The organism is Paenibacillus sp. 37 (genome assembly GCF_008386395.1).
Taxonomy (GTDB): Bacteria; Bacillota; Bacilli; order Paenibacillales; family Paenibacillaceae; genus Paenibacillus; species Paenibacillus amylolyticus_B.
The window spans coordinates 2,341,826-2,358,191 of sequence record NZ_CP043761.1 but is presented as its reverse complement, the minus strand read 5'-3'; the positions used below and the strand labels follow the sequence as shown (position 1 = coordinate 2,358,191).

The 16,366-nt window shown below is 45.9% G+C and carries 12 protein-coding genes; 1 reads left to right on the top strand and 11 read right to left on the bottom strand.

All coding sequences use genetic code 11. The features are described from left to right. Window position 1 precedes the first annotated feature (1 nt). From F0220_RS10670 to F0220_RS10630, 9 genes are all read right to left on the bottom strand, one after another. Window positions 2–1,687, bottom strand: a complete 1,686-nt coding sequence (locus F0220_RS10670; RefSeq protein ID WP_091017433.1) for a type 2 periplasmic-binding domain-containing protein — start codon at window positions 1,685–1,687, stop codon at window positions 2–4. Window positions 1,688–1,810: 123 nt separating this feature from the next. After that, window positions 1,811–3,439: a response regulator gene (locus tag F0220_RS10665; RefSeq protein ID WP_091017435.1), complete on the bottom strand. Its 1,629-nt coding sequence runs from the start codon at window positions 3,437–3,439 to the stop codon at window positions 1,811–1,813. 73 nt (window positions 3,440–3,512) lie between these two features. Beyond that, entirely contained in the window at window positions 3,513–5,267 is a 1,755-nt protein-coding gene (locus F0220_RS10660) for a sensor histidine kinase (RefSeq protein WP_091017437.1), read from the bottom strand. A gap of 298 nt (window positions 5,268–5,565) precedes the next feature. Further along, entirely contained in the window at window positions 5,566–6,264 is a 699-nt protein-coding gene (locus F0220_RS10655; RefSeq protein ID WP_149846511.1) for a hypothetical protein, read from the bottom strand. A 181-nt stretch (window positions 6,265–6,445) separates the two neighbouring features. Beyond that, window positions 6,446–7,978, bottom strand: a complete 1,533-nt coding sequence (locus F0220_RS10650) for an ABC transporter substrate-binding protein (protein ID WP_149846510.1) — start codon at window positions 7,976–7,978, stop codon at window positions 6,446–6,448. A 133-nt stretch (window positions 7,979–8,111) separates the two neighbouring features. After that, a complete protein-coding gene (locus F0220_RS10645) occupies window positions 8,112–9,020 on the bottom strand; it encodes a carbohydrate ABC transporter permease (protein ID WP_017689303.1) in 909 nt (302 codons plus the stop codon). Between the two features lie 17 nt (window positions 9,021–9,037). Beyond that, window positions 9,038–10,024 carry an ABC transporter permease gene (locus F0220_RS10640; protein WP_076208980.1) on the bottom strand — a complete coding sequence of 329 codons (987 nt, stop codon included), beginning with the start codon at window positions 10,022–10,024 and terminating at the stop codon, window positions 9,038–9,040. Between the two features lie 184 nt (window positions 10,025–10,208). Further along, on the bottom strand, window positions 10,209–11,822 hold the full coding sequence (locus F0220_RS10635; protein ID WP_188310540.1) for a response regulator transcription factor: 1,614 nt from the start codon (window positions 11,820–11,822) through the stop codon (window positions 10,209–10,211). Next, on the bottom strand, window positions 11,797–13,596 hold the full coding sequence (locus tag F0220_RS10630) for a sensor histidine kinase (protein ID WP_105598148.1): 1,800 nt from the start codon (window positions 13,594–13,596) through the stop codon (window positions 11,797–11,799). Before F0220_RS10630 ends, F0220_RS10635 begins: the two co-directional genes overlap by 26 nt. A 342-nt stretch (window positions 13,597–13,938) precedes the next feature. On the opposite strand from F0220_RS10630, the gene F0220_RS10625 reads away from it, so the two are divergent. Continuing rightward, window positions 13,939–15,381, top strand: coding sequence for a hypothetical protein (locus F0220_RS10625; RefSeq protein WP_149846508.1), 1,443 nt, complete (start codon window positions 13,939–13,941; stop codon window positions 15,379–15,381). A gap of 21 nt (window positions 15,382–15,402) precedes the next feature. On the opposite strand, the gene F0220_RS10620 is transcribed toward F0220_RS10625, so the two are convergent. After that, window positions 15,403–15,984 (bottom strand): DUF4269 domain-containing protein, encoded by a 582-nt coding sequence (locus tag F0220_RS10620; protein WP_188310538.1) that lies wholly within the window; start codon window positions 15,982–15,984, stop codon window positions 15,403–15,405. 20 nt (window positions 15,985–16,004) lie between these two features. Next, window positions 16,005–16,211: a YwbE family protein gene (locus F0220_RS10615; protein WP_026081155.1), complete on the bottom strand. Its 207-nt coding sequence runs from the start codon at window positions 16,209–16,211 to the stop codon at window positions 16,005–16,007. Window positions 16,212–16,366: the final 155 nt, after the last annotated feature.

The window sequence follows — 16,366 nt, the reverse complement described above, 5'->3', positions numbered from 1 at the left end:
ACTATTTTTTCACACTGTCATACCATTCGTTAACCTCTTGCGTGATTTGGTCACCACCACCCGATTTCCACGTTTGTACAAAGGTATCAAACGCATCCGCCGGATTTTTGCCATAGATAATTTCGTTAAATGCTTGATTCTCGATTTTATTCAAATAGTCCAACTTGGATTTCATCGTCTGTGTTGTTGGACCTGTGAACATGTTTTTGAAGGAAATTTCTTCTTGGCTCAGCAACACTTTCGCTGCTGCAGGAGTTTCTGGTCCATAGTTTACGGCCACGTCTTTTTCCAGCTTGCTTTCAGGCTCTTTGCCATCAGCCAAATTAAGCAACGCTTTCATCTGTGCATCTGGAATACGTGCACCATCACGAACTAACAGGTAACGTACGACATTGACATATCCGCCATCAATTTCGTCTGGCTTTTTCTGTTTTCCGTTCGCGTCCAGCTGGTAGTCATATCCGTCGAATAGACCGTTATCATACGGGCTACCCGGTGCAGGATCAGCATAATTGTCAAACAGGTAGTTCTGATACGTGAAGAACGCCTCAGGGTGTTCCATATCTGCTTTGATCAACGTAACACCGTTTACGAATTGTGTTCCATGACGCATTGCTTTACCTTCAGGACCCGTTGGAATTTCAATCGGTTTCCAAACGGCACCAGGCGAATTCTTCACTGTGTCAGTCAACGGCCATCCACTCATCCAGTAAGGACCTGGGATAATGCCGGCGGTTCCTGCAACTGCGGGCTCTGCTGTTTTGTTCTCATCCCATAGCGCTGCTTCCTGTGGGATATACCCCTTTTTAAGCCATTCGCTCAATTTGACCAAACCTTGCTTCATACCGGGATTGATGGAACCATACTCCAGCTTGCCATCCGCAGCCAGATTCCATTGGAACGGTAATGTTCCATATGCTCCGAAAATCCAGGATGGGTCTCCCATCCATGTATTCATGGATGTTTTGAAACCAATGCTGAGCGGAGTGACTTTTTCAGGAGCCAAACCGTCCGGGTTATTGTTTTTGAAAGCTTCCATAACGGTTTCCAGCTCATCGATTGTTTTTGGAGCTTCCAGCTTCAGCTTATCCAGCCAGTCCTGACGAATCCAGAGCAAGTAATCATTGTTGTATGCATAGTCCAGAACAGGGATACCCATTCTTTTACCATCACGGCTATATTGGTTCCATACGTTAGGATCTTGCTCCATCGCTTTTTTCCATGTGTCTGAAGCATATTTGTCGAACAGTGGACCAACTTCCTGATACATGCCGGAATCAATCAGATCCTGAGCAAGCAAGTTGTCACCCACCGTTACAATTTCAGGCATATCTTGACCAGAAGACATCGCCAGGCGAAGTTTGGTTGCAAATGCGCCATTCGTATCCGTTACAGACCAGAGCGAGCTAATATTAATCCCGAATTGATCTTTGGCCCACTTGGTAGCCACGTTATTTTCCATGGATTCGCCATTTTTAAACTTCAGCTCAGGGTCAATTCCCCATGCTGTTGTAATGGTTACTTCCGGATCATACTTTTCTTTGTATTCGTTTTGGGTTCCAGATGTACTTGGTGTTGCACTATCTCCGCCCCCACTGCCTCCTGAACATCCTGCAAGAACGACAGTTAGACTCAGCGTTGTAGCGAGAAGCGTCAAGAATCTCTTTTTCGTTGATTGCGCTCTCATGTTGTTCCCCCTTAAATCGTTTTGGTTACCCTTTCATTATAGGCTGACCAGGCCTTTGAGCCTATGATACGAAATCAAGATTTCTGCACCTTTGCCAACCTATATTCTGGAATGTTGTTGTAATTATGCCTGATCCCGAAATTCATTGGGTGTCATACCATAATGTTTTTTGAACATTTTGCTGAAATATTGCGGATTTTGATAGCCAAGTTCACTCGTAATCTCGTATATTTTTTTATTGCTATTCTTAAGCAGATACAGAGCACGTTCCATGCGCATACGAATCATGTAGTCCCCAAGACCTTCCCCTGTCTCTGCCTTGTAAATTTTCGATAGATATACGGGGTGTAAATATACCTTGTCCGCAATCATCTTCACTGACAGATCCTGTCCTGTATCTCTTGTAACCAACTCCTGAACCTGCTTGATCACATGTCTGCGGCTCTGCACACCTTCCTGATCGGACAACTCTTCCTGAAGCTTCGCCAGCATCTCGGTTGCCCAGCGCCGCAGCTTCTCGGGGGATTGAATCAACTGATGAGCAAGGAGCAGATCGAATCCCGCATGATCAATCTCATGCACCAGATGCCCCTGTTTATGGGCGATATACATAAATGCATTGGTTACCGACAGATACATCTCATACACATGTTCTCTGGACAATCGAACCTGTTCTGCCGCGTCAAAGACCGCGTTCAGCTTACGCGCTGCCGCTTCCCATTGCTTGGTCTCAAGCAATTGAGGAAGTACAGGCGGTTTGTACAGCTCTTCGAGAGCCTGCGTCGCATCATTCTCCGGTCTTTTGCTGAGTGCCTGATCCATGTCCATATATATAATCTTGTGTTCTTCCGGTCCTGAAAGGACAAGCGAACCCAGACTTTTTCGATAAGCTGCTGTCAACTCATTAAAGGGAAATGACGGTGTAACTACCATGGACAGATCTCCCTGTAAATATCGAATGACATGCTCACGGAAAGTTTCAGCTGAGATTCTCAACGTCTCCAAGTCCATCTGCGGAGCTACGATCTGATCTTGATTCTGCAAGAACATAACCAGACACTCATGGGGTCCGCGACCAAACCACACGTTAAATTGCTCTCCGAGTACTTCCTCTGCAATATTACCTACCGCAAAATCCATCAGATCCAGAGACTGCTGGTCCATTGATGAGAAGCGTCCTGTAAGGCGAATCAGCATCATCACAGCCGATTGTTCCGGATCAATATGAATCTCATATTGTTGCAGTTGTTCCCGAAGCGCCCGCGCCGTGATCTCACGTCCCAGCAGCAGATCATGCATAAGATTTTCTCGTAAAATCTTATAGTCAGACTTCCGACTGTATAAAAGCCGGTGATATTTATCAAATTCATCCCACTCATCGCGAAGAGACGTGATGGCTGCCGACACCGATCCCATAAACTCATCATCGTTTACGGGTTTCAGGATATAATCCGCTGCCTGCAATTGAATGGCTTTTTTAGCATAATCAAAATCACTGTGACCCGTTAGTAAAATACAGCGGATATGAGACCAACGCTTGCTTACCTCTGCAATGAGATCCAGTCCTGACATGCCAGGCATGCGAATATCGGTAACTACGATATCTACTGCATTTTCCTCCATAATCTCCAACGCTTCCTTACCGGATGCGGCACGCAGCACGGTCGTTACTCCAAGCTCTCCCCAGGGGATCGTAAGTTCCAGACTTTCTGTTACGTATGTCTCATCATCTACCAGCAATATATCAATCAAGTGATTCACTCCCTATTTCGTTCATTCTGCAAATGGATTCCATCGTGCATCATGCGCTACACATTCCAAGTGCTTATCCTTCATTCTCCAGAAGAAACTCCTGCTCGGCAGGCCATGACAGTGTAACGCGTAACCCGCCAAGTTCCGATTCCGTTATATCAAGCCCAGCCTGCTCCCCATATCGAAGCTGGAGTCGCTGATTCACATTCCACAGGCCACAGCCCATCTCCTGATCCATCGTTCCCCTGAGCTTACTCAGAAGCGCCTCACGTGCCTCCTGCGTCATGCCTTGCCCATCATCCTCTACCACAAGAACCATGACACCGCCCTGTTTTTCCCCGGATACTCTTATTTCTCCTGCTTCCGCGTCCGCTTCGATGCCGTGAATCACTGCATTCTCCACCAATGGTTGCACGATGAGTGGCGGTACCTCCTGTCTTAACATCTCATCAGACAGATCAATCTTGTAATGAATCCGGTCCATACGCATCCGTTGGATCTCCAGATAACAGCTGACAAATTCAATCTCTTCTGTCAACGGTACCACGTCACGCTCCTGTCTTGTCGTATACCGATAATATCGCGATAGGTTATGCGACATCGCTACAACAGCGTCCATACGCTTCAGCTTCGCCATACTCGTAATGAAGGAGAAACAATTATAGAAAAAGTGCGGGTTAATCTGCGATTGCAGCTGCTTCAACCGGGCTTCACGCACATGAATCTGTTCCAAGTAAACGTGTTCAAATAACTGCTGGATCTGCTCCACCATCAAGTTGAAACGTTCGGACAGGAAACTGAATTCATTGCGGCCCTTTGGCTTAATCCTCACGGAATAATCTTCCTGCTTCAACCGCTGGAACCCGCGAATGAGTTGTTTCACTGGTACCTGCACCTGAACATAGAACAAATACGCCACACCAAAACTCATTAACAACAAACAAATCATGGAAGAATAGAACAGCATATTGGATTGATGAATGGGCTTCAGAATATCTGATAGCGGCATATAGTCCACCAAATACCAGCCTGTTGTACTGGATTTCACCGTGTTGACCATGTAAGGCTCGTTCCCGATCACCACTGTACGATTATCAACGTCCTGAAGTTTATGGATGGAGAGTTCTTCCATCAACTGATTCGTTAATGAACGATCTGACGTCCGGTTATAGATAACACCCGATTCTTCACGGAAATAGAAGGGATCATGCCTGCCATCGTCCTTGAATTTATCCAGCATATCCCGAATGTTATCACTGTCAAACTCCAGTTTAATAATCGTTTCCGCATTATTAGCCGGGTCTTTAATACCGTATGGAGATACCGTAATCCAGCTAAACATGAACCGATCATCTTCCCCATCCTGAATTTTGCGTACATCCCAGCCGGAACTGATATTTTCCCTTAGCGCTTCTTTATCGTAAGAACGTGCGTCCCTTTCGGAAACCACCCTGCCAAGCGAAGGAGAATACAGATATAATTTCGTGGCCCAATTGGATGAGCTTTCCTGAATACTCAGCTTATTCTGAATACGTTTGACCAGGTTGATCGCATCCAGATCAAAGTAGTTACTGTCCGCATAGATTCGCTTGAAGCTGGCAATATCAGGATCATGTATGAGCAGATTCGGCCATGAGGATAACAGTTCGATGTGTGTATTCACTTGATTTTGGAAAAATTCAAGCTGGTTACTATTCGATCGATTTAACTCATCTCTGAGAACAGCTGTTGTTTTGTGATTGGAGTACCAGTACAAAAGCACTACAGGAATCAGCATAATCAGAATAAGAATGACCATTTTGGAAAACAGGTTTGTCCGATATGACATCTTTTCATCTCACCTTGTCTTAATTTGTCGTGACATTAATTGTAATGATGTAAGCGCTAAAGACAAACTATTTTTTTGAGACAAACCAATTCATTATCTAGCGTAAGCGTTACCAATTCAAGGGGGAAGGAGATAAAACCAATATTTCTGCACTAAATGCAACTTCCACGCACAAAAAGAGCCAGCGATTAGCCAGCTCTCTATCTAATTTCAGTATATATCTTTAATCTTTCTATTCGACTCAAATCTTATCCACTTCTGTTTATGTAATTATTCTTTTTTTCTATGAAAATATCAACTATGGAATATCATAATCAAATACCGTATTTGCTCCATCCACGCCTACATCCAGCACAATATCCATAAGTTTCCCATTGACGAACAGAGGGGATTCCGCTTTCCCGTAAAACTCCAACCTGCCTGTAAACGTTCCATGGCGTTCAATCTCAACTTGTACGGGCCTTAATTGGACAGACTGCAAGGCTTCCAATAGTGGATCGTCCTTAAACTTATAACTGCGTGCGAGATCAGGCAATAACACGGCGGATACGGAATCTCTGCCGTAATTTTTGAGTGTCAGGTCACAGGTTGCTCGGGTTTCACCCGTTTTCAGCACGTTAAAGGTACAAGAACTTGCATTCTGTACATAGGATACCGCATTAATGCCTGAAGCTCCCCACTTGGCTACATACATGAATTTATCCGTCATGTACGAATAACTGAGAACGATAGCAATAACTACGATCCATAACCCTTTTGCAAGACCGGGGAATGATTTCCCGATTTCTTTGCGTGTAAGGTAAAAGCCGCAAGCAAAGATTCCCATCCCCAGGAAAAGTGTGATATGTACACCACTTAAATAAGACGTAGTATACGGTGATATACCTATTGCTGACAGCATGGTATCCCCAACAGAAAAACCAAGATGATGGTTAAATGTAAAGATAATAGCAAATAGCAATAAAGCCCCTGAGAACACAAGTCTGGTTCTCGACACACGAACACCCCCTAATCAACCACCTTATTATATCATATTTTTCCTATTTATGATTAACAATCCAAATCAAAAAAACAACAATCAAAAGAACGTCTTCGGTTGTTCACCGAAAACGTCCTTTTGATTTGCCACCGACAAGAGCTTCTAGAATACAAGTCTCTTATCATAATAGATGATCATTTTATTTAGTTTTGGCAAGGAATGCATCAAGTTGTTCCTGTTTGGCTGCAATAATTTTATCAATTCCCGCTGCTTTCAATTTCTCCAGATATTTCGGAATCATCTCATTTGGATCAACGGCGCCCGATGTCATACCCGGCTTGAACTGTTTGTTCACGTTGTTGACCGCCGCAATTTCATTTTTGACAGATTGGCTGTTGAACGTAAAGCCCAGTGCTGGCGACTTCACACCTTTGGCGTTAAACTCTTTGAACTTCTCCCATTTCTGTGGATCTTCATTATCCCAGAGGAAGTTCAGGAACTGGTTACCAAGCTGCCATTGGGCACCAGGGTTATAGGTGCGACTGTTGGCATCTACGCCATCAGGGAGAGCAATGATATTATCCTGTCCGTCTTTTTTCACATAATGAGTACCTTCAATTCCGAAGTTCAGCAAGTTGTTAATTTCCTTGTCGGAATGCAGCAGGTTAATGACCTGCATCGCTTTCTCCGGTTGCTCGGAAGAACGGGAGATTGCAAGCATTGCTCCAGATGCATCACCCGTCGTGATTGTCGGCTGTGTCATCTCAATCTGAGTCAGTGGGAAACCCACATACCCTTCTTCTTCTTTATCCTTGCCTGGCTTCATGCCATCGGTCCAGAGAAACGCTTTTCCAGCCTTCGCCTGGTCTTTCGGGAACACATTGGACGTAGCAGCATCACTATTGATATATCCTGCTTGATACCACTTGCGGGCGAGTTCGGCCGCTTCTTTGAATTCAGGGGTCTCCACTTCATTCAGCACCGTTGTTCCGCCTGCTGTTTTGGAGATGACTCCAGGTACGGAAGCATCACCGAGATAATCCCAATCCAGATTCTCCAACAGCCCGTTACCATTGGTGTTGGACATATAGAATGGTGTGATAGCTGGCTCGTTTTCCTTGATTGTTTTGAGAAGTGGCTCCAGATCAGCCCATGTCTTTACAGCTGTCAGGTCCAGCTTATACTTGTCAGCCAGATCTTTACGTACCAACACACCACGTGTGGCAGCAAGTTCCTTATTCGTAGGAACGCCGTAATTCACGCCGTCTACCTGGGAACCTTCCAGAAAGGCAGGGTCCAGGTTTTTCTTAATATCCTGACCATGTGCATCAAGCAGTTCATTCAAGGGCAAGAATGCGCCTTTAGCTACATTCACCGTGTAGTTCTGCCAAGCTGCTGTGAAGATAATGTCTGATTTTTCACCTGAAGAAATCATGAGATTCAGCTTGTTATCCCATTGCCCCCAGTCAATCGCATTGATCTTAAGCGTGGCTCCGATCTTCGGTTCCATCTTTTTGTTAATCTCGGCTTCCACCAGAGCGACATCCTTCTGTGGTGTCCCTGGGTAGAACAGTGTCACTTCATAGGGTTTGCCCCCACCTTCACTTGCTCCTCCGCCTTCTGCGCCAGGTGTTGTTGTTCCACCCTTGTCTGATGAGCAAGCAGCCAGCACCAGGCTCAGCGCCATAACCGTTGCCATCATGCGTGACCATACCTTTAATGATCTAACCAATTGAACCCCTCCTGTCATGTGTTGAACCATACAACCGAATTCCCCAATTCACAATTAAACCGATAACTACTTCTGTATATGCCCTTTCAGTCCATCTTCATTTACCTTGCCCACTCCGCTAACCGGTTCAGAGTTATCCCTTCACAGCGCCAACCGTAAGACCTTTGATGAAATAACGCTGGAAGAACGGATATGCCAGTACAATTGGACCAATACCGACCACAGCCATCGCCATTTGCAGAGTTTTGTTAGGCAGATTGAGCAATCCACCCTGCGACGAAATCTGTGAAGAGACGTTGGAGTTGGTTGTTAAATATTGAATATCGAGCAGCGTCCGGTACATAAGGTACTGAAGGCTGATCGTCCGGTTATCTGATATAAAAATCATGCTAAGGTACCAGTCATTCCAGTAATTCAATGTACTGAACAACGCGACGGTTGCCATTACGGGAAGAGAGAGCGGAAGCACGATACGTGCAAACGTTCTCAATTCTCCCGCACCATCAATCCGAGCCGATTCCAGAATAGACACCGGAATGGAGTTCGCAAAGAATGTACGCATGACCAGTACAAAGAATGGGGATAGCAGTAGCGGCATAATGAGTGCCAGTAGGGAGTTTTTCAGATCCAATACGTTGACATAGACCAGGTACCAAGGTACCAGACCCCCATTGAACAACATTGTGAAGAAGATGAAAAAGGCGAACCAGCCCCGGTAAGGCAGATCTCTCCGTGAGAGCGGATACGCATACAATGCGGTCAGCGCAACACTCGTAATGGTACCTACAACGGTAACGATAAAGGATATACCATACGAGTGAATGATCTGATCCATATCTCTGAACAGAAACTCATAAGCCGTCAGGCTGAATTTCTCTGGAATAAGCTTATATCCATTGGCAATTACAGTTGTCTCGTCCGAAAATGAGATGGCGAAGACAAGCAGGATCGGCACGATACAGGCAATGGCATAGAATAGAAACATCGCATGAATAACGGATGCGGAACGCTTCGATACGGCTAGTGGATCACGTGATTTCACAGCTGACTTGCCTCCTCTCAAAATAATGCATTATCTTTATCTATTCGCCTTACGATGGTATTGGATACAAGAACCAGCACAAATCCAACGATTGCTTGGTATAGACCGGCTGCTGATGACATCCCGATATCTCCACCGATAAGGAACGTACGATATACGTAGGTATCCAGTACATTCGTTACAGGGAACAGCGCTCCTGATTCCAGTGGAACCTGGTAGAACAGACTGAAGTCTGCATAGAATATACGGCCAATTTGCAATAACGTCATAATGACGATTAATGGGACGAGAAACGGAATGGTAATGAAGCGTATCTGATGCCATTTGGTTGCACCATCAAGCACAGCTGCTTCATAATATTCTTCATCGATACCCACGACAGCTGCCAGATAAATGACGGCATAATATCCAATATTCTTCCATGTGTTCACCAGTGGCAAAATATACGGCCAATACTTCGGCTCTGAATACCAGTCGATCGGCTGACCACCGAACATCTGCAGAATCGTTGAGTTCATGAAGCCTGAATCCTTGCCCAGGAAAGCCAGTACCAGATAACTGACCACAATCATGGACAGGAAATACGGTAATAGCATAAGTGATTGATATAACTTGGACATTGCCTTGTTCTTCACTTCATTGAGCAGAATAGCAAGCCCGACACCTACAAAGAGATTCAGTGCAATGAACACCGTGTTATACGCGAGTGTATTTCGGGTAATTTCCCATGCATCACTGGTGGAGAACAAATATTTAAAATTGTCCCATCCACTCCATGGGCTACCCCAAATACCATCAGCATAGTTTACATTTTTGAATGCGATCAGAACGCCGAACATCGGCATATAGTTGTTCACCAGCAGAAACAGGACACCTGGCAAGAACATGAGATACAGCACCTTGAATTTGCCAAGATTGTGCCACACAGACTTGCGCTTTCGGACTGTTTCTCCCGGTATTTCCGATATCCGTACTCCCTTACCCGCCTGGGGTTGTGTCTTCATAACTTGTTCTCCCTCACTCCTCTTGAATTCTTCCTCAGGATGAAGCTCCGTTGCGGCTCCTGTGGTTCAAGTATACGGCGGGGCGAGTAAGACCTCTATCTGCTGTGGTGACCTGTTGACTTATCAAATTATGACTTTAGTGCCAAAATAAACAAAACAAAGGCGCAGCATGCTGCGCCCTGAACTATACGGTACGTGACTGTTTTCGAAACTCCTGTGGCGTTATACCCGTGCACTTTTTGAACATTTTGGTGAAATGCGAGTAATTATAGTACCCCACCTTGCCAGCGATATCCGTCACTTTGACGGTGGACTGGGACAACAATGTCTTCGCTTTGGCTACTCTGCCCTGCAGGATAAACTCAGATAGGGACATCCCCTTCTCTTTCCGAAACAGACGCGATAGATAAGCGGGATTGAATCCGGCAAAAGCTGCAAGCTCCTCTCGCATAAGTTCTTCACCAATATGAGTTTCAATATAAACGCACAACTGATCCACAATGGTCATGGGGCTATGATCGTCCGGGTACAATACCGGGATAACACGATCAATCAGATCAGACGTCCACTGTTTCAACTGCGGCAACGACCTTGTCACCATACCCTCTTCCGGCTCCCGTTCACCCGGATAAAGACTGCGTATTGATACATTTTTCTGATGAAGCAGCGGATAGACCACATGCAGCATGGCATGATAGTAGAGATGCAGCATTTCAGGAGACAATCCCTCCTGGGCAGCAAGCAACTCAAAAATCTCATCCACACGTTCTCGCAAATCCCCTACTTTACCCGTCTCAAAAAGAATGGATAATTCCGAAAACCATGGAATAGGCAAAAAGCGATCTTCCTGATCTCTTCCCCGCTCATCATAGACAAAAACTTCTTCAAGCTCCTTAATATTGCGCCGCTCCATATCCATCAGTTCATTTAACATGCCTTGCAGCTCAGTTACAGCAACCGGGGCACCAACATAACAGGACAAACGGCAGTAGAAATACGTACCACATTCCTGAATATACCCCTGACAACGTTGTGCCACTTCGCTCACACTCGGAATGATGCCATCTTGCTCATAAGCAAGCACAATATTTAATCCACTTTGATCCTGAAACACCTCACCGGGTTTGTCGCCAAGCAACATCTCTTTGGCTGCATTACGAAGGGCATATTCCAATACCTCTTCGTCACGCAAATCAAAATCACGCACCCATTCCTCTACTGAGATCACAATGGGTAACACACGAGCCTGCGGATCAATCTCGGCACCATACAATTCTGCGAGCTCTTGCAACCGTTGCTGGGTTAACGTGATACGCTGAGAGATGGCATCTTTCCAAAAGCGTTCCGTCAGCAGCGGTTTATGGGTTTTCCAGCGTTTGTATACGGTCTCATAAACTTCGTTGGTACGGGTACGCTGCTCTCCATCCTTGATCTTTTCCACTGCCTGAGTTACTACCTTAATCAATTGATCCGCTGGAGCCGGCTTCAACACATAATCAAAGCTGTTTAGCTTAATGGCTGTCTGAGCATAATCGAATAAAGCATGCCCTGTCAGGAAAATGGTCAGTATGCCTGGATCATGTTTCAACACCCAGCTTTGCAGGTCAAGCCCTGTTTCACCGGGCATCTCGATATCACAGATCATGATATCGATAGCATCTGCCCTTAAAATCTTTCTTGCCTCTTCGGCATCACCAGCACTGTATACTTGGTCAATACCTGCTGCTTGCCAATCGACTCCTTCCACCATTGCTTGTAATGCATACACTTCATCATCCACGATCAACAGGTTCCGCATAGGCTCCCCCTTCTTCCTCTTCGGTCTGAGCGGGTAAATCAATGATGACTTTGGCGCCATGATCCACCTCATTGCCAAACTGCAAACTGGCCTGATCACCATACTTTACTAAAAGCCGATGAGCCACGTTCCATATACCGATATGCTGTCCACTCGGGTCTTCAGCGTATTGACCATGTTGCAGACGCCCCAACAACTCCTCTTCAAATCCGACACCATTGTCCACAATCATCAGTTGAAGCACCGTCCCATCGATCTGACCGGACGACTTCTCACCGAGGCGCGCCACGATCCGAATGACAAAGGCTTGTGTCCGGCGCTGAAATCCATGAATAATGGCATTCTCTACAAAAGGCTGAATGGTTAATGGCGGAATCACATAATGTCCCAGATTCGGTTCGACATCCAGTTCAAAATCGAATCTGCTTGGAAACCTCAGCTTTTGAATTTCTAAGTAATGACGAATGTGCTCGAGCTCTTCATCCAGACGAATAACACGTTTGCCTGCACGCAGACTGAATCGAAAATAATCGGCCAGATGACCAGCCATCTGCTGCACCAACTCATGCTTTTGCAAGGAAGCCAGACTATGAATAATATTGAGTGAATTCAGGTAAAAGTGAGGATTGATCTGCATCTGCAGTTGTTTGAACTCTGCCTCCCGCGTCCGCAGCTGTTCCTCATACACATCAATCTTCAGATGCCTGATCTCACTGGTCATTTGATTGAAACTTCGGGTCATAAATTCAAGTTCCGAGGAAGATGGCGGGTCCAGCTTCACATCGAGATCTCCACGGCTCACCCTTCTCATGCCTCGGATTAACGCATTCATCGGGCGGAATAACAGATGCCGCAAAAAGATCAGTGCAGTAACCAGAATAACTGCCGCACCAATGGGAAGCAGACGAATGATCTGCTGGAAAAACGGGAGGTTACGCATCATGTCTTCCTCAGGCAGCAGCACGATATAATTCATCTCGGACATGGCCGAGGCAATACCCAGCATCAAATATTGACGCGCTTCGCCCTTGTTCACAACTTCAGAGATAACCTGATACGGATTCTTCAGGCCGGAGAGATGCGCTGCAGCCAGCTGAATCTGTGCAGTATTTAATGTGGAATCCGATAGTGCCCCACCGTCTGTTCCAACAATGACTGCGCCTCCCCGATCTCCGGATTCAGTGAATTGTTGTGTATGATTCAGTGCATTCATATCAACAAGTGCACCTGCATAGAACTGCTGGTTGATTCGCACCGTTTTCACCAACGCATTCCACGTCCCGCCACGCACGATGCTCCATTCCGGCTTCTGGATATCCCCTTCCAATTGCTGCATCTGGACTGGCATACTCTCCTGCACAACCGACTTTTTGACATCATAATTGCCTGAAGTCGCGAGCAGCAGATCATCATTCACGGCATCGTATAGAAAAAAAGAATCGATTAGATTATAAAAACCGATATCTGTCATGAATTTGTTCATAATCCGTTGCTTTGCAATGATATAATCACCGCTACCGTATTTTAGAAAAAACAGAGAGATAATATCCGGGTCCCGCTCACCCAGACTATATAAATACCGATTCGTCTCCTGTAATACACGTTCATTCTGCTCCACACTCTTGGCGAGATGATTCATATTGGTGAGGGATACTTTGTCACGTACAACTTTCATGGCGTAGACGTTGTTGTAATAAAGCAGCATGAATAATGGCAGCATGATCAATGTAAGACCCACGATAAATTTAAAACGAAGTGAACGGATCAAGTTCATGGATTATGGATTCCCGCCCTTTTAGTTCAACATAGTTTTTCTATTTTCTTCCTTATGATGGCATGTTTATTGTAATCACCCCTGCTTGCCATTGTCTATGGGGTCCCGTGACCTTCACATATCAATTCTGATGACTTTCATCCGCTCCAATTTCAAGAGTAACAAGCTTCATGTAGTAATAAATTCTCCAGTTGTAAAATAAATCCTTCATTTATAGCTCAGAAGCTTCTCCCTAAAAATAAATGCTGCGGCAAGCCCTCAACTCCACGAACGCCCGATCGTGACATGCATACGATATATCACTCCTCGGGATAGTCACCAGGATGTAGGGAGGCCTGTTCGATGAATATTCAACTCACGGCATTACACTATGTCTATCTGGCATATATCATCTTGATTATTGCGGTAATGATCCGGCGCAGGGACACCACGATCATCTGTGTTGCGGGTATTATGACCATTGGACTTCTGGCAACCGAAACCTTAAGCGGGTCAGTTGCTGGGATCTTCAGCAGTTTTATCTATGCAACAAAAGAATTGTTAAGTACGATCTTCATCATCTCGATTATTGTGGCGATGAGCCGTGTTTTGATCAGAACAGGCATCAATGAGGTCATGGTGACACCCGTCACCCGGTTTATCCGTTCTCCTCAGGTCGCGTATTGGGGTATCGGATTGATCATGATGGTCGTATCGCTATTTTTCTGGCCATCCCCAGCAGTAGCTTTGGTCGGTGCTGTACTGCTTCCTGTAGCCGTGCGTGTAGGCCTTCCTCCGATTGGAGCTGCTATTGCCATGAACCTGTTTGGACATGGGATTGCACTGTCGGGAGATTACATTATTCAGGGGGCTCCCAAACTTACAGCCGATGCAGCCGGTCTGCCCGTTACTTCCGTCATGACGGCCAGCATACCTCTGGTCATTGTCATGGGCACCGTATCTACCCTTACAGCCTTCTGGTTGCTGCGCAAAGAGATGAAATCAGGCTCACCTGTTCATTCCCCAAACGTTATATCAGGTACCGTGAGCACGGAACCTTCTTTTTCATCAGAACCTGTGTCCACCTCCCTACCCACTAATCAGCCTGTTCAACGTCAAGTCATGTCGCCCCGTTTGCAAAAGGCGTTCGCTATGCTTATCCCTCTGTTATTCGCAGTTGATGTGATTCTGATGTTTGTATTGAAGTTGCAGGGCGGCGATGCAACAGCTCTGATTGGCGGAACTGCTGTAGTTATACTGATCGCCGTTACCCTTGCCGCACATCGACATGCGGGACCGGAGGAAACGACTAACTATTTAATTGAAGGATTTCAGTTTGGTTTCAAGGTGTTTGGACCGGTTATTCCCATAGCTGCATTTTTTTATCTGGGAGATGCTGCGATTACGGAGTTGTTCATCAACCCTCTTCCTGAAGGTTCACACGGGATTGTGAATGATCTTGGGGTCGCACTTGCTGGACTAGTGCCATTGAATGATACGGTGGGCGCAATTACAATGACGGTGACCGGAGCAGTTACTGGTATGGATGGTTCGGGGTTCTCGGGGATATCCCTGGTTGGCTCGATTGCGTCCATGTTTGCAGGATCGGCAGATTCCGCACCTGTGCTGACAGCACTCGGTCAGGTTGCAGCCATATGGGTAGGTGGCGGAACCTTGATTCCATGGGCATTGATTCCTGCTGCTGCAATCTGCGGAGTCAATCCTTTTGAACTTGCAAGACGCAACCTGAAGCCTGTACTGCTGGGACTTACGGTAACAACAATTGTAGCCATCTTTCTAATCTGACCAAAGATTATACTAAACCGTTCAAAAAAACGTGCGTGAACGCGCCCAGTTCCAGAGATCTTCACGTTTCATCTCTGCCAGATGCAACATGTCCAAATATGGATCTCCCTGTAATCCAAGTACAGAAGCAAATGCAGGCTCCGTCTTCCACCCTGCCTGTTTCAGTCTGCGGATCTCACGGTGCCCCGCGTCTCCCCAAAGTTGTAACAATCTCCACTCCACAATCATATGTAGGTATGCATTCTGCCTATTAACCGGCACGGATTGGGCAAAAATCTCCACAGGCCAATGTCCCACTTGCAAATGACAAGTCACATAAGGACGTTGGTCTGGAAGATCCCCACCACGTACACATTGAAATTCAGCAACGGCTCCGATTCGATTGTACATCTCGGCTTCAAACACATCCAGATCCTCTGCATAACACAGCAGATCCAGATCACTGCCCGGAATATCAATATCAATTGGTACCGTTCCTGCTGGATACGGATGATAGTCAGCTAATATTTCGAGCAATCCACTACTCTGTAACACATAATAGGCGTCCTGCTGACGTGTATTGCCCGAAGCCAGATGTGCCATTACTTCTGCGGTAGTACTCATCTCCCCATTTTGGGCCACAGTTAGTTCGAGCCTCCTGTAATGACCTGTTTCACACGTCCCACTTGACCACTCGTCAGTCGTACTTTGATTCCGTGTGGATGCGTAGGTGACTTGGTTAACAGATCCTTCACAATGCCACGTGTCAGCTTACCTGTAGCTTGATCCTGCTTCAGCACAATGTCCACTTCCAGACCTGGCTTAATATTTACACGTTGTTGTCCATTCAATACGTTCACTCTCCTCTATGTCGTAATTCATATCTTGTATACTATATAACCCTTAAACACAAAGCTCCATCTATTGTAGACGTTTTGGTTTCAAAACAAAAGGGACACGGCAATAACCTCCTACGCCTGATTCCATGTTTGATATGAAGACCAAG

Excerpts from the sequence above, each read along its gene's own strand:
- F0220_RS10660 (WP_091017437.1), bottom strand. The coding sequence starts at position 5,267 with ATGTCATATCGGACAAACCTGTTTTCCAAAATGGTCATTCTTATTCTG.
- F0220_RS10625 (WP_149846508.1), top strand. The coding sequence starts at position 13,939 with ATGAATATTCAACTCACGGCATTACACTATGTCTATCTGGCATATATC.
- F0220_RS10670 (WP_091017433.1), bottom strand. The coding sequence starts at position 1,687 with ATGAGAGCGCAATCAACGAAAAAGAGATTCTTGACGCTTCTCGCTACA.
- F0220_RS10635 (WP_188310540.1), bottom strand. The coding sequence starts at position 11,822 with ATGCGGAACCTGTTGATCGTGGATGATGAAGTGTATGCATTACAAGCA.
- F0220_RS10630 (WP_105598148.1), bottom strand. The coding sequence starts at position 13,596 with ATGAACTTGATCCGTTCACTTCGTTTTAAATTTATCGTGGGTCTTACA.
- F0220_RS10640 (WP_076208980.1), bottom strand. The coding sequence starts at position 10,024 with ATGAAGACACAACCCCAGGCGGGTAAGGGAGTACGGATATCGGAAATA.
- F0220_RS10620 (WP_188310538.1), bottom strand. The coding sequence starts at position 15,984 with ATGAGTACTACCGCAGAAGTAATGGCACATCTGGCTTCGGGCAATACA.